This window comes from Mesorhizobium sp. B2-2-4 (genome assembly GCF_006442375.1).
In the GTDB taxonomy this organism is placed as follows: Bacteria; Pseudomonadota; Alphaproteobacteria; order Rhizobiales; family Rhizobiaceae; genus Mesorhizobium.
Window position 1 is genome coordinate 105,379 of sequence record NZ_VFWB01000008.1, and the last position, 12,734, is coordinate 118,112.

Genomic DNA, 12,734 nt, shown 5'->3' on the forward strand with positions numbered 1-12,734 from the left:
GAGGTGTCCCGCATCGTCCTGGGCCGTCCGGTTGCGTCGAGTCGCGATCCGCTTCGTTCTGACGCAATTCCGACGGAGCACCGCTCTGCACTCCTGGAATTGCGCAGGCGAACCGCCGGCGCTTCCCGACCCGTCCCGACAAATAGCCCAGTCTTTTCCGAAGCCTATTAGACGAAAAAGAAACTTTGCGACGGCTCCCGCGCCACATTCGATGCCCATTTCGAAGCGAATGGGACATCAATGCGGCTCACGGCGCGCTCACCATCTTTTTACGGCCAGCGGGCCTCCGGCGGCAGGCTGGAGAGAATCGAGGCGACATTGCCGCCGGTTTTCAGGCCGAAAATGGTGCCGCGATCATGAAGCAGGTTGAACTCGACATAACGGCCGCGGCGGATGAGCTGTTCGTCGCGGTCGCCATCAGTCCAGTTCTCGTTGAAATTGCCTCGCACGAGATGGCCATAGACGACGAGAAAAGCGCGCCCGACATCCTGGACGAAGTTGAAGTCGGCATTCCAGCCGCCTTTGTCCTCGCCCGAATGCAGCCAGTCGAAAAAGATGCCGCCGGTGCCGCGCGGCTCGTTGCGATGCGGAAGGAAGAAATACTCGTCGCACCAGGCCTTGAATTTCGCATGGTCGGCGACGCCGGCATTCTTCTCGCAGGCGAACTGCATGGCGCGGTGGAAGGCTGTCGTGTCGGGGTCGTCCTGTGTGCGGCGCCGGTCGAGCACCGGGGTGAGGTCGGCGCCGCCGCCGAACCAATGGCGCGAGGTGACGACCATGCGCGTATTCATGTGCACGGCCGGAACGTTGGGGTTCCAAGGGTGCGCGATCAGCGAAATGCCGGATGCCCAGAAGCGCGGGTCCTCCTCGGCGCCGGGCATCTGCTTCCTGAATTCGGGCGAGAACTCGCCGTAAACCGTCGAGGTGTGGACGCCAACCTTCTCGAAGACTCGGCCGTGCATCATCGACATGGTTCCGCCACCGCCCTTGCCGGAGTCACGCTCCCACGGCGTCCTTTCGAACCGGCCCGGCGACCATGAAGCGAGCGGGCCCTGGAGATCCTGCTCGATCTGCTCGAAGGCGCCGCAGATGCGTTCTCGCAGCGCCTCGAACCACAGCCGTGCCTTCATCTTCTTTTCTTCGATGTCGGCGGGCAGGCCAACCGGTATTTCAGGTCGTTCCAAGTGCTGTCTCCGGTTTCGGGGCGGCCGGCCCCTACAAATGACTCGTCTTTTGCCGGCGCGATCCCTAATCTCTTAGGGGAAAGGGTCAAGTCTGATCTGATCGGAGCAAGGAGACCTTCGTGCGCACCCCGGCAAGACCGCCGTTGGATGGCCTGAAGAAAAGGCTCGATCAAAGCCGGGCCGAACGCGCGCGCATGCCGCGCGACGGATTTTTGCGCGAAACCTTCGTCCTGCCGCGTTCGGACGCTCGCCTCAAGGCAAAGGAATGGTTCGAGCGCTTCCCCAAGCAGGCTTACTGGACCGAGATCGAAAGCTGGTTCGAACGGCCGGGCGATTTGATCGAATTCACCATAAGGCGCCTGCCGGCGGCGGATTAGAATTCCTCGCCCTGTTTACGGGGACAACCCAATACAGGCGTCGCCCCTTGTATCCGCCTTCACTACGCTCAGGCACCTTCTCTCCGTGAACCGAGAGAAGGAAGAACCAGCCTTCTCGCCCCTGTTCCTTCCCTGGCCAGCCGGTCATCCTTGTTGCGGAGCGGACATTTGTCGATCGACATGCAGCCGCAGCCGATGCAGTCGGTCAGCCCGTCGCGCAATTTCTTCAATTGACCGATCTTGCGGTCGAGCCCGTCGCGCCAGGCGGTCGACAGCAGGCTCCAGTCGTCGCGCGTCGGGGTGCGGCCCTCGGGCAGGGATTGAAGCGCCGTCGCTATCTCGGCCAGCGAAATGCCGACCTCCTGCGCGATCTTGATGATGGCAACGCGCCTCAGCACGTCGCGGCCGTAGCGGCGCTGGTTGCCTGACGTGCGGTGGCTGCGGATCAGGCCGCGAGCTTCGTAGAAATGCAGCGCCGACACCGCGACACCGCTGCGCGCGGCCACTTGGCCAACCGTCAATTCCGCTGCTGGCGCCATCTCGCACTTTTCCGCTTGACCTCAAGTTAAGTTGAGCTTGTAGCGAAGAAGCCATCGACATGCAAACGACAGGAGATGGCGATGTGCGCCTGGGTGAGGATGACGGGCGAGGGCCGTGTCGCGGGCGCCGGCGGGACCGTGGCCGCCGCTTCAGCGGATGGCATTCTGGCCCAGTTGTCGCGTGGCTTCGCCGGCCACCATGGCGGTGGAGAGGGCCACATTGATGCTGCGCGCGCCGGCCTGCATCGGGATCGTCAGCCGCGCGTCCGCCGCCTGATGGACCGGATCCGGCACGCCTGCGGATTCACGGCCGAACAAAAGGATATCGCCAGTGGCGAAGTTGAAGCTGGTGTATGGGGTCGCAGCCTTGGTCGACAGCAGCACCAGCCGGCGCGCGCGGGCCTTGCGCCACTCCTCGAAGGCGTGCCAGTCGACATGCCGGGTCAGGGCAGCCATTTCGAGGTAATCCATGCCGGCGCGCCTGAGCGCTTTATCGGAGAGCGGAAAGCCGGCCGGTTCGATGATGTCGACGCCGATCCCGAGGCAGGCGGCGAAGCGCAGGATTGTGCCGGTGTTGCCGGCGATGTCAGGCTGGTAGAGGGCGATGCGGAGACGGTCGTTCATTTCCGCATCCTTCTATTAAGTGGCAAATCGGCCACAGCGGCTTCGCGGTTTTGGAAATTGCTGGACCTGCGGGTGGCCATTTTCTGCGAAGTCGGGTATACAGCGTACATTGTCAACCCGAACCGAAGGAGGGGTAATTCATGATGACCATGCACATCCAGCACCCTCTCCGTGGGCTTACATGCCCGGTGGCGGTTTCGGTACGACGGTTCTCCTGATCTCTTAGACGCTTCCGCACCGATTTCCGCCGAAACCATTCCCTGGTCTTCGAAGGAATCCTGCGATGTTTTTCAAGCTGCCGAAGGGGCCGATGGCCCCGCCCCAACGCGTCTCGACTGATCAGCCGCCGATCCCGCGGCAGGACGTCGAGCACCCTTTTTATCTCTATTTTCACACGGAGGACGGACCGATGTTCGATCCCTACAGAATACCGGGCTCGAGGAGCCTGCATATCCACCGGCTGCCGACCTGGGCGCTGCTGATCGGCGAAACCTATTCGTCGGCGGTCCACGCCGAGGTTCGCCGGCGTCCGCATCGCGGCATGCTGCCCGATGTCGATTTCTCGCGCGCGGTTCCCGACCCGAGCCGGCCCTCGTTGGTGCGCCGTATCATCCGGGCGATCCGGCCGGGCGCGAAGATTCGCCTTGTCGACACCGCACCGTCAGGATCAACAAAAGAGCCTGTCGGCGAAAAGCCCGCGAACCCCTATATAGCGCGAAGCAGGGCCGACGGTCCGGATGATTCCGGACCGTCGGCCCTCGGCGCCATGCGGTCCGAGGACTTCGTACGTTCACGCGCCGCGTGAGCGGAAACAGATTTCATGAGCATGACCTATGTTGTTGTTTAGCTGGTTTGAAAAAAGGCTCGATCCGTTCCCGGGCGCGGAGCCGGTCGAGCCGCCCAAGACGCTGGTTGCCTTCTGCCTGCATTACACGCGCGGCGCATGGCCCTATATCCTGGTCGATGCGGTGCTGGTGGCGGCAATCGCCATCGCGGAAGTGTGGATGTTCGGCTTCCTCGGCCGCATCGTCGACTGGCTTTCGGCGCAGAACCGCGAAACCTTCCTGCAGACGGAGGGCTGGAAGCTCGCCAGCATGGCCTTTATCGTGCTGTTCGCGCTGCCTGGCACGGTATGGCTGCATTCGCTGCTCAACCAGCAGACGCTGATGGGCAACTATCCCATGCGTATCCGCTGGCAGGTGCATCGCTATCTGCTCAAGCAGTCGATGAGCTTCTACCAGGACGAATTCGCAGGCCGCATCGCCACCAAGCTGATGCAGACGGCACTCGCCGTGCGCGAATGCGTGATCAAGGTGATCGACGTCCTGAACTACGTCATCGTCTATTTCCTCGGCATGCTGCTCATCGTCGGCTCGGCCGACTGGCGGCTGGCCGCACCGCTCGGCGTCTGGATGGTCGGCTACATCCTTCTGCTGCGCTATTTCATTCCTCGGCTGGGCAAGGTCGGCGAGGAACAGGCCAATGCGCGCTCGGTCATGACCGGCCGCGTTGTCGACAGCTACTCCAACATCCAGACGGTCAAGCTGTTCAGCCATGCCCGCCGCGAGGCCTCCTTCGCCAAGGAGGGCATGATGGGCTTCCTCGACACGGTCTACCGGTCGATGCGGCTGGTGACGGTGCTGTTCGGCTCGCTCTACATCCTGAATGCGCTTCTCCTGTTCTCGGTTACCGCCATCTCGTTGTGGCTGTGGCTGGGCCAGGCGGTGACGATCGGCGCGGTCGCCGTGGTCATCGGCCTGGTTCTGCGGATGTGGGGCATGTCGCAGTGGATCATGTGGGAAATGTCGGGCCTGTTCGAGAACATCGGCACGGTGCAGGACGGCATCGCCTCGATTTCGCTGCCGCGCCTTGTCGAGGACAGGCCCGGTGCGAAGGAGATCACGGTCTCCAAAGGCGAGATACGCTTCGAGGACATCCGCTTCCACTATGGCAAGCAGAAGGGCGTCATCGAGAACCTGTCGCTGGTGGTGAAACCGGGCGAGAAGGTCGGCATTGTCGGCCGCTCCGGCGCCGGCAAGTCGACGCTGGTCAACCTTTTGCTGCGATTCTACGACCTCGAAGCCGGCCGTATCCTGATCGACGGCCAGGAGATCGCAGCGGTGAAACAGGATTCGCTGCGCGCCCAGATCGGCATGGTCACGCAGGACACCTCGCTGCTGCATCGTTCGGTGCGCGAAAACATCCTCTATGGCCGGCCCGACGCCAGCGACGACATGCTTGTCGAGGCTGCGCGGCGCGCCGAGGCGCTGGACTTCATCGGCGGGCTTTCGGACCATAGCGGCCGCAAGGGATTCGACGCCTATGTCGGCGACCGCGGCGTCAAACTGTCCGGCGGCCAGCGGCAACGCATCGCCATTGCTCGCGTTATGTTGAAGGACGCGCCCATACTTATCCTTGACGAGGCGACGTCGGCGCTGGATTCCGAGGCGGAAGCGGCCATCCAGGAGAACCTCTACAAGCTCATGCAAGGCAAGACCGTCATCGCCATCGCCCACCGGCTGTCGACCATCGCGGCGATGGACAGGCTTGTGGTGATGGACCAGGGCCGTGTCATCGAGGAAGGTTCGCACGAGGAATTGGTGGCCAAGGGCGGACTCTACGCGCAGCTCTGGCAGCGCCAGTCGGGCGGTTTCCTGCTGGATGACGGCCCGATCGGTGCCGCAAACGACGTTGTTGCCAATGACGTTGGCGCAAAGGGACAAGCCGCTGAATGATGGCCGCCGCCGCATGATGACAGCCGTCTATCGCTGGTTCGAGAACTGGGTCTATCCGTTCAGGGAGCCCACGAATCTTCGGCCGCCGTCCGGCGTCGCCGGCTTTCTCTGGCACTATGTCGGCCAGGCCAAGTTCGCCTTCTTTGCCATGCTGGTCATCGGCGGCATCGCGCCGCTGGTCGAGGCCGGGCTGTTCTACTTTGTCGGGCGGCTGGTCGACATCCTCGACCAGCTTCCCGGCGAACGCAGCTGGCATGCGCTGTGGACGGCCGCCGGGCCGGAACTTGTGTTCATGATCGTCGTGGTGCTGGTCGTCCGCACCATCGTCGTCGGCCTGTCGGCCCTGGTCGACGAGCAGACGATCACGCCCGGCTTCTACAATCTGGTGCGTTGGCAGGCGCACCGGCACGTGTCGCGCCAGTCCTACTCCTTCTTCCAGAACGATTTCGCCGGCCGCATCGCGACAAAAGTCTGGCAGGCCGGGCAAGCGACCGGCGACCTGATGGAAAGCTTCATCGAGGTCGTCTGGTTCATGATCGTCTATACGGTGACGACGCTGGCGCTGGTCGCGGGGCTCGATATCAGGCTCGCAGTGCTGGTGGTGATCTGGATCGCGGCCTTCGCCTGGCTGGCCAGGCTCTATCTGCCGGCAATCCGCAAACATGCCGAGGCGACCGCCGAGGCGGGGTCGATGATCACCGGCCGCATCGTCGATTCCTACTCCAACGTACAGACGCTGAAACTGTTCTCCGCCGATGGCGACGACCGCTACATCAGGAGCGGCTTCGACATCTATCTCGACGCGTTGCGCCCGTTCACGCGCCGGCTGACCGGCGTGCGCATGGCGCTGACGACGCTGTCGGGCATCATGATCACGGCGATCGGCTGCTTTGCCGTCTATCTCTGGGTCGAGGGCTCGATCACCGTCGGGGCGGTCGCCTTCACGCTATCGCTGGTGCTGCGGCTCAACATGCTGCTTGGCCGGCTGATGATGCAGCTCAACAGCATCCTGCGCAATCTCGGCGTGCTGGAGAATTCCAAGGCGCTGATCTCGCAGCCGCTCGGTCTGGTCGACGCACCCGACGCCCGGGAACTGGTCGTGGCCGGCGGGCGCATCGAGGTGAAGAATGTCGAGTTCCACTACGGCAAGGGGTTCGGCGTGCTCAACGGCATCGATCTCGTGGTGCGGCCGGGCGAGAAGGTCGGGCTGGTCGGGCCGTCCGGCGCCGGCAAGACCACGCTCGCCAACCTTATCCTGCGGCTGTACGAACTCGAAGGCGGAAAGATCGCCATCGACGGCCAGGATGTCTCGCAGGTGACGCAAAATTCGCTGCGCGCCAATATCGGCGTCGTCAGTCAGGACACAGCACTTTTCCACCGTTCGCTGCGCGACAATATCAAACTCGGCATGCCCAACGCCACCGACGCGCAGGTGATCGCGGCGGCCAGGAAAGCCGAGGCGCATGATTTCATCCTGACCTTGCGCGACAATCGCGACCGACAGGGCTACGAGGCCTATGTCGGCGAGCGCGGCGTCAAACTGTCGGGCGGCCAGCGCCAGCGCGTGGCGATCGCGCGTGTCTTCCTCAAGGATGCGCCGATCCTGATATTGGACGAGGCGACCTCGGCACTTGATTCCGACATCGAGGCGGCGATCCAGGAAAACCTGACGCGGCTGATGGAAGGCAAGACGGTCATAGCCATCGCCCACCGGCTGTCGACGATCGCCGCGCTTGACCGCCTCGTCGTGCTCGACGGCGGCCGCATTGTCGAACAAGGCACGCATGACGAACTGGTGGCGCTCGACGGGCTCTACGCGCGGCTGTGGAAGCGTCAGTCCGGCGGCTTCCTCTATCACGAGGAAGCCGTGCTGGAAGAGACGCGGCCGGCGGAGTAGCGGCATGGGCGCGACGCATGAGACCGACTATCTGCTGAAACGGCTGCGGCCGACGACACCGGCCTTCGATGCGCTGATGGAAGAGAGCCGGCGGGAAGGCTACTGGATGCTGGTGCGGCTCCGCGACGGCTGGGCAGGCGGCCGCAACAAGTTCCTGAAACAGGGGGAGGCACTGTTCGGAGCATGGCACGGCGTCGAACTCGCCGGCGTGTGCGGGCTGAACATCGATCCCTATTTCGAGGGCAGGGACCATGGCCGGGTCCGGCATTTGTTCGTCGGCGCGCGCCATCGGCGCACGGGCCTTGGCCGCATGCTGGTCGAGACCGTTGTCGACAGGGCACGCCGCTATTTCGCCGTGCTCAACACCCGTGCGCCGCAGGAAGCCTTCGGCTTCTATGAGCGGCTTGGCTTCGCGCCGGTGGCGGGCGAAGAATTCGTCACGCACCGGATGATCTTCGAGAAAGGAGGTTGAAAATGTCCCTGCGCCCGCCGTCCCGTCTGACCAGCGCCTCGGCCGCCGAAGCCGCCTTCGACGCGCTCGGCCATGAAGTCCTTGCCGAGAAGGCGGCGGCACTCGGCCGCGCCGGAGAACGCGTCGAAGAAACGCTGGCCCGGCTGCGCAACAATGGCGACGAGCAGTTGCGTCCCCGGCTGCTCAAGGAGGCGGCGGTGGCGGTGCATGGCTACTTCATCCAGCGCGAACTGTGCGGCCTTCGGAAGCACGATGCCGTCATCCGCGAATACAACATCCCGAAGGCCGTGCTGGTCAGGCTTGGCGCGATGTAAGGCTGGCGCTTGCTGCACCGATCTCTCTGTGGAATCTCGCCAGGCGGGCGGCGAGCGCCTCCGGGTTCTCATCGGCGATGAAGTGCCCGCTGTCGGCAATGATGTCGCCCTCGATATTCGAAAGCCCGGCGGCCCTGAGGCCCTCGACATAGTCGCCGACATCGCCGGACTCGGCCGAGCCCCTGAGATACAGCACCGGAATCGCTGTAGGCGTCGCGGGCCGTGCAGCATTGGCTTTGGCATCTTCGGGGAAGGCGCGATACCAATCGAAACCGGCCTGGAGGCTTTCAGGCCGGGAATAGGCTCTCGCATAGATTTCCCTGGCCTGCGCCGGAATCGATGCCCGATCCTTCGAAAGCACATTGAAGAAGAAGTCGAAATAGGTGCTTTGGTGGCCGCTCACCAGCGTTTCCGGTAGCGCCGGGACGGCATGGAAGGCAAAGTGCCAGATCCGCGGATTGCGAATGACCTCTTCCCATGGCGCGACACCTGGAACAGCGACATCCATGATCGCCGCGCCGGAAAGGATCTCCGGATGATCACGCAGCAGGGCGAACACGATCTGGCCGCCGACATCATGACCGGCCGCCAAGAGGTGCCGCAGCCCGCAGGCCTCGGCAACGCCTCTCATCAGCCTCGCCAGAGTTCTCTTGTCGCCGGCCTCAGGCATGCCTTGCGAGCCGCCGATGCAGGGCAGGTCAGGTGCGACGACACGGTACTCGGCAGCCAGCCGGCCGATCACCCCTTCGAACGCATAGGAGCTTTGCGGCCAGCCGTGCAGCAGCAGGAATGCAGGCGCTTCAGCCGGGCCCGCCTCGCGGATCGCTATGCTAAGCCCTTCGATTTCGATGTTCGAGGTTTGCATGTCCTGACCCTGCCGGCTGCCTATGCCATAGATCTAGGCGGCGATCGGAAGACCGACAGGGCTGGATTGTTTGACCCGTTTGCGGACGGAAACCGTTTCATACTTTTCCAGGAATTGCGCTTTTCCAGGAATCACCTGGTCCTGGATCACTCCAGCCACTGGGTAATGAAAGTGCCGTTCTCGTGGATGTCGGTCGTCTCCAGCGGGCCGGGGCCGAGATTGGTGAATTTGTGCGGCGTGCCGGGCGGCACGATGACGATCTGGCCGGCGGAGGCCTCGATCTCCTCACCGCCGACCGTGAACAGGCCGATGCCCTGGCGGATGATAAAGATCTCGGCGTAGGGATGGGAATGCAGGCGCGGTCCGCCGCCGGTCTCCGGCAGGTAGTTGAAGATCAGGCAGGAGTTGGAACCGTAGGGGGCACATTGCAACTCGCCCTTCCAGCGGTCGGGGCGAACAGCCCATTCCTCGCGGTCTATGACATGCGACATAGGGGCAGGATAGACCCCCCGGAGCCAGGTGTCGAGGCGAAGGTGGCCCCCGGATTCGCTACTGTTTCCCGGCTGTTTGGCGGTGTTTCACGGTCATCCGCCGCCTTGTCGCGCGGTGCCGGATTTCGTCCCCGCGACAATCTGCCCTTGTGCCTTCACCCGTCTGGACAAAAACGGGCTTCACGCATAAACCGAAGTCCAAATGCCGGAGGAATTCGCTAGCCTGTTCGCCATGCGCTGTCGGGTTGGCGTGAATGAGCGGGGAACAAGGCTCGCCCACCGGCACGGAAGAGGCGAAAGGATCAGGCACCCGTGAGCGCAACCGACACCCAGGATCCCAACCGTCGAGATTTTCTCTACGTCGCCACCGGCATGGCCGCCGTGGTCGGCGCGGGCGCCGTCGCGTGGCCGTTCATCGACCAGATGCGCCCCGATGCCTCGACGCTGGCGCTCGCCTCGGTCGAGGTCGACGTCTCCTCGCTGACGCCGGGCATGTCGCTGATCGTCAAGTGGCGCGGCAAGCCGGTGGTGGTGCGCAACCGCACCGAAAAGGAGATGAAGGACGGCGAGGCCGTCAATCTCGCCGATCTCAAGGATCCGATCGCCCGCAACGCCAACCTGCCGGCCGACGCGCCGGCGACCGACGCCAACCGCACCACGCCCGGCAAGGAAGCCTGGATGGTGATGGTTCAGGTCTGCACGCATCTGGGCTGCATTCCGCTGGGCCAGGAAGGCGATTTCGGCGGCTGGTTCTGCCCTTGCCACGGTTCGCAATACGACACCGCCGGCCGCATCCGCAAAGGCCCGGCGCCCGAGAACATGGCTGTGCCGGTATTCAAGTTCATTTCCGATACCAAGATCCTTATCGGTTGAGGCAGGGGATATTTCGATGAGCGAGGGACACTCGACCTATACGCCCAAGACCGGTATCGAGCGCTGGTTCGATGCGCGCATGCCTCTGCCGCGGCTGATCTATGACAGCTTCGTGGCCTATCCGGTGCCGCGCAACCTCAACTATGCCTGGACCTTCGGCGGCATCCTGTCGATCATGCTGGTGGCGCAGATCCTGACCGGCATCGTGCTGGCCATGCACTACACGTCCGACACCAATCTGGCTTTCGATTCGGTCGAAAAGATCATGCGCGACGTGAATTCCGGCTGGCTGCTGCGCTACATGCATGCCAACGGCGCGTCGTTCTTCTTCGTCGCGGTCTACATCCATATCTTCCGCGGCCTCTATTACGGCTCCTACAAGGCGCCGCGCGAGCTGCTGTGGATCCTCGGCTGCATCATCTACCTCCTGATGATGGCGACCGGCTTCATGGGCTACGTGCTGCCGTGGGGCCAGATGAGTTTCTGGGGCGCCACCGTCATCACCGGCTTCTTCAGCGCCATTCCACTGGTCGGCGACTGGATCCAGCAGCTTTTGCTCGGCGGTTTCGCGGTCGACAATCCGACCCTCAATCGCTTCTTCGCGCTGCATTACCTGCTGCCGTTCATGATCGCCGGCGTGGTCGTGCTGCACATCTGGGCGCTGCATGTCGTGGGCCAGTCGAACCCGACCGGCATCGAGGTGAAGTCGAAGACCGACACCGTCGCCTTCACCCCTTACGCGACCATCAAGGACGCGTTCGGCATGATCGTGTTCCTGTTCTTCTTCGCCTATTTCGTCTTCTACCTGCCGAACTATCTCGGCCACCCCGACAACTACACGGTCGCCAACCCGCTGAAGACGCCGGCCCACATCGTTCCGGAATGGTACTTCCTGCCGTTCTACGCGATCCTGCGCGCCATTACCTTCAACATCGGGCCGATCAACTCCAAGCTCGGCGGCGTGCTGTGCATGTTCGGCGCCATCGCCATGCTGTTCCTGGTGCCGTGGCTAGACACCTCCAAGGTGCGCTCGGCGGTCTACCGGCCCTGGTACAAGCTGTTCTTCTGGCTGTTCGTGGCCGATGCCATCCTGCTTGGCTGGCTGGGCTCGCAGCCGGCGGAAGGCAGCTACGTGTTCATGGCGCAGATGGCGACGCTGTTCTACTTCGCCTTCTTCCTGATCATCATGCCGGTGCTCGGCCTGATCGAGACGCCACGCAGGCTGCCGAACTCGATCACCGAGGCGGTGCTCGAGAAGAACAAGGGCGGCAGCGGGCATCCGGCGGGCGCCACGGCCGCACCTGAGACCAAGGGCTGAGCGGTAGAGAATCTAAGGGGATTTGGCATGAAAAAGATTCTCACCTCGCTTGCGCTGATCGGCCTTGTGGCCGCCGGCCTTGGGGCCACGGGCACCTGGGCGATCGCGGCCGAAGAGGCGCATAACGCGGCGGCGCCGACGCATTTCCCGATCAACGAACCGAAGGAAATGGACTGGAGCTTCACCGGCCCGTTCGGCACCTACGACAAGGCGCAGCTGCAGCGCGGCCTCAAGGTCTACAAGGAAGTCTGCTCGGCCTGCCATTCGATGAACCTGGTGGCATTCCGCACGCTTTCGGACCTCGGCTATTCCGACGCACAGATCAAGACGCTGGCGGCCGAGTACACCATCCATGACGGCCCCAACGACGCCGGCGACATGTTCGACCGTCCCGGCAAGCCGTCGGACCATTTCCCGGCGCCGTTCGCCAATGAGGAAGCCGCGGCAGCCTCGAATGGCGGCGCAGCCCCGCCCGACATGTCGCTGCTGGCCAAGGCGCGGGGCGTGGAGCGCGGCTTTCCGCAGTTCGTCTTCGACATCTTCACCCAGTATGATGCCGGCGGCCCTGACTACATCCACTCGCTGCTGACCGGCTACGACCAGACGCCTCCGGCTGGAATGGTCATCCCGGAAGGCACGCACTACAATCCGTACTTCATGTCCGGCGTGTCGCTGAAGATGCCCAAGCCGCTTTCCGACGGCCAGGTGACTTATGACGACGGCGCGCCGCAGACCGTCGACCAGTACTCCCGCGACGTCGCCGCTTTCCTGGCGTGGGCGGCTGAACCGCATATGGAAGCCCGCAAGAAAACCGGCTTCCGGGTGCTGGTGTTCCTGCTCCTGTTCGGCGCACTGGTCTACATGACCAAGCGCAAGGTTTGGGAAGCAGTCGCGCACTAAGCCGCGCGGCCGGAGATTGAAGAAAGGGCGCCCGCGAAGCGCCCTTTTTGCTTGCCGAAGAGGCTGGCGCGTGAGGTGATCGCTTTGTTGTCGAACAAGCCGGTTGGCAGCGCGGCAGGCGATTGCTATTCGACGCCCCGACGGC

Annotated in this window: 14 protein-coding genes; 9 read left to right on the forward strand and 5 right to left on the reverse strand. The window is 63.4% G+C overall.

Going from position 1 to position 12,734, the window contains the following annotated elements; all coding sequences use genetic code 11:
- Positions 1-269 precede the first annotated feature (269 nt).
- Entirely contained in the window at positions 270-1,184 is a 915-nt protein-coding gene (hemF, locus tag FJ959_RS21195; RefSeq protein WP_140496045.1) for an oxygen-dependent coproporphyrinogen oxidase, read from the reverse strand.
- A 119-nt stretch (positions 1,185-1,303) separates the two neighbouring features.
- Here hemF and FJ959_RS21200 point away from each other — a divergent pair, with 119 nt between their 5' ends.
- The gene (locus tag FJ959_RS21200; RefSeq protein ID WP_023770299.1) at positions 1,304-1,561 is read left to right on the forward strand and encodes a hypothetical protein; all 258 of its coding nucleotides are present in this window, start codon (positions 1,304-1,306) and stop codon (positions 1,559-1,561) included.
- 68 nt (positions 1,562-1,629) lie between these two features.
- Here the strand turns inward: FJ959_RS21200 and soxR are convergent, their stop codons facing one another.
- Entirely contained in the window at positions 1,630-2,100 is a 471-nt protein-coding gene (soxR, locus tag FJ959_RS21205; RefSeq protein WP_140496043.1) for a redox-sensitive transcriptional activator SoxR, read from the reverse strand.
- A gap of 150 nt (positions 2,101-2,250) precedes the next feature.
- Positions 2,251-2,724, reverse strand: a complete 474-nt coding sequence (locus FJ959_RS21210; RefSeq protein WP_140631807.1) for a tRNA (cytidine(34)-2'-O)-methyltransferase — start codon at positions 2,722-2,724, stop codon at positions 2,251-2,253.
- Positions 2,725-3,007: 283 nt separating this feature from the next.
- Between FJ959_RS21210 and FJ959_RS21215 the strand changes: the two genes are divergently transcribed.
- From FJ959_RS21215 to FJ959_RS21235, 5 genes are read left to right on the forward strand one after another with little or no spacing between them, the layout of a single operon-like run.
- Positions 3,008-3,529: a hypothetical protein gene (locus FJ959_RS21215; protein WP_181167235.1), complete on the forward strand. Its 522-nt coding sequence runs from the start codon at positions 3,008-3,010 to the stop codon at positions 3,527-3,529.
- 28 nt (positions 3,530-3,557) lie between these two features.
- A complete protein-coding gene (locus tag FJ959_RS21220) occupies positions 3,558-5,459 on the forward strand; it encodes an ABC transporter ATP-binding protein (protein WP_140631809.1) in 1,902 nt (633 codons plus the stop codon).
- Between the two features lie 13 nt (positions 5,460-5,472).
- The gene (locus FJ959_RS21225) at positions 5,473-7,356 is read left to right on the forward strand and encodes an ABC transporter ATP-binding protein (protein WP_140624168.1); all 1,884 of its coding nucleotides are present in this window, start codon (positions 5,473-5,475) and stop codon (positions 7,354-7,356) included.
- A 4-nt stretch (positions 7,357-7,360) separates the two neighbouring features.
- Positions 7,361-7,828, forward strand: coding sequence for a GNAT family N-acetyltransferase (locus tag FJ959_RS21230; RefSeq protein ID WP_140561394.1), 468 nt, complete (start codon positions 7,361-7,363; stop codon positions 7,826-7,828).
- A 2-nt stretch (positions 7,829-7,830) separates the two neighbouring features.
- The gene (locus tag FJ959_RS21235; protein WP_140631811.1) at positions 7,831-8,142 is read left to right on the forward strand and encodes a DUF6665 family protein; all 312 of its coding nucleotides are present in this window, start codon (positions 7,831-7,833) and stop codon (positions 8,140-8,142) included.
- Here FJ959_RS21235 and FJ959_RS21240 read toward each other — a convergent pair.
- Both FJ959_RS21240 and FJ959_RS21245 read right to left on the reverse strand, forming a co-directional pair.
- Complete coding sequence (locus tag FJ959_RS21240) at positions 8,123-9,007, reverse strand: alpha/beta hydrolase (RefSeq protein ID WP_140631813.1); 885 nt, start codon at positions 9,005-9,007, stop codon at positions 8,123-8,125. The genes FJ959_RS21235 and FJ959_RS21240 overlap by 20 nt on opposite strands.
- 146 nt (positions 9,008-9,153) lie before the next feature.
- On the reverse strand, positions 9,154-9,498 hold the full coding sequence (locus tag FJ959_RS21245; RefSeq protein WP_140631815.1) for a cupin domain-containing protein: 345 nt from the start codon (positions 9,496-9,498) through the stop codon (positions 9,154-9,156).
- 312 nt (positions 9,499-9,810) lie between these two features.
- Here FJ959_RS21245 and petA point away from each other — a divergent pair, with 312 nt between their 5' ends.
- The 3 genes from petA to FJ959_RS21260 are packed head-to-tail and all read left to right on the forward strand — an operon-like array spanning position 9,811 to position 12,589.
- On the forward strand, positions 9,811-10,371 hold the full coding sequence (gene petA, locus FJ959_RS21250) for a ubiquinol-cytochrome c reductase iron-sulfur subunit (RefSeq protein ID WP_140496036.1): 561 nt from the start codon (positions 9,811-9,813) through the stop codon (positions 10,369-10,371).
- Positions 10,372-10,387: 16 nt separating this feature from the next.
- Positions 10,388-11,689 (forward strand): cytochrome b N-terminal domain-containing protein, encoded by a 1,302-nt coding sequence (locus FJ959_RS21255; RefSeq protein ID WP_140496035.1) that lies wholly within the window; start codon positions 10,388-10,390, stop codon positions 11,687-11,689.
- A 27-nt stretch (positions 11,690-11,716) separates the two neighbouring features.
- Complete coding sequence (locus FJ959_RS21260) at positions 11,717-12,589, forward strand: cytochrome c1 (RefSeq protein ID WP_140496034.1); 873 nt, start codon at positions 11,717-11,719, stop codon at positions 12,587-12,589.
- Positions 12,590-12,734: the final 145 nt, after the last annotated feature.

What these genes read in the sequence shown, in the direction of transcription:
- FJ959_RS21240 (WP_140631813.1), bottom strand. Translation starts at nt 9,007, where the DNA reads ATGCAAACCTCGAACATCGAAATCGAAGGGCTTAGCATAGCGATCCGC.
- FJ959_RS21215 (WP_181167235.1), top strand. Translation starts at nt 3,008, where the DNA reads ATGTTTTTCAAGCTGCCGAAGGGGCCGATGGCCCCGCCCCAACGCGTC.
- FJ959_RS21230 (WP_140561394.1), top strand. Translation starts at nt 7,361, where the DNA reads ATGGGCGCGACGCATGAGACCGACTATCTGCTGAAACGGCTGCGGCCG.
- FJ959_RS21255 (WP_140496035.1), top strand. Translation starts at nt 10,388, where the DNA reads ATGAGCGAGGGACACTCGACCTATACGCCCAAGACCGGTATCGAGCGC.
- FJ959_RS21245 (WP_140631815.1), bottom strand. Translation starts at nt 9,498, where the DNA reads ATGTCGCATGTCATAGACCGCGAGGAATGGGCTGTTCGCCCCGACCGC.
- soxR (WP_140496043.1), bottom strand. Translation starts at nt 2,100, where the DNA reads ATGGCGCCAGCAGCGGAATTGACGGTTGGCCAAGTGGCCGCGCGCAGC.
- FJ959_RS21220 (WP_140631809.1), top strand. Translation starts at nt 3,558, where the DNA reads ATGTTGTTGTTTAGCTGGTTTGAAAAAAGGCTCGATCCGTTCCCGGGC.
- FJ959_RS21260 (WP_140496034.1), top strand. Translation starts at nt 11,717, where the DNA reads ATGAAAAAGATTCTCACCTCGCTTGCGCTGATCGGCCTTGTGGCCGCC.
- FJ959_RS21235 (WP_140631811.1), top strand. Translation starts at nt 7,831, where the DNA reads ATGTCCCTGCGCCCGCCGTCCCGTCTGACCAGCGCCTCGGCCGCCGAA.
- FJ959_RS21225 (WP_140624168.1), top strand. Translation starts at nt 5,473, where the DNA reads ATGATGACAGCCGTCTATCGCTGGTTCGAGAACTGGGTCTATCCGTTC.
- FJ959_RS21210 (WP_140631807.1), bottom strand. Translation starts at nt 2,724, where the DNA reads ATGAACGACCGTCTCCGCATCGCCCTCTACCAGCCTGACATCGCCGGC.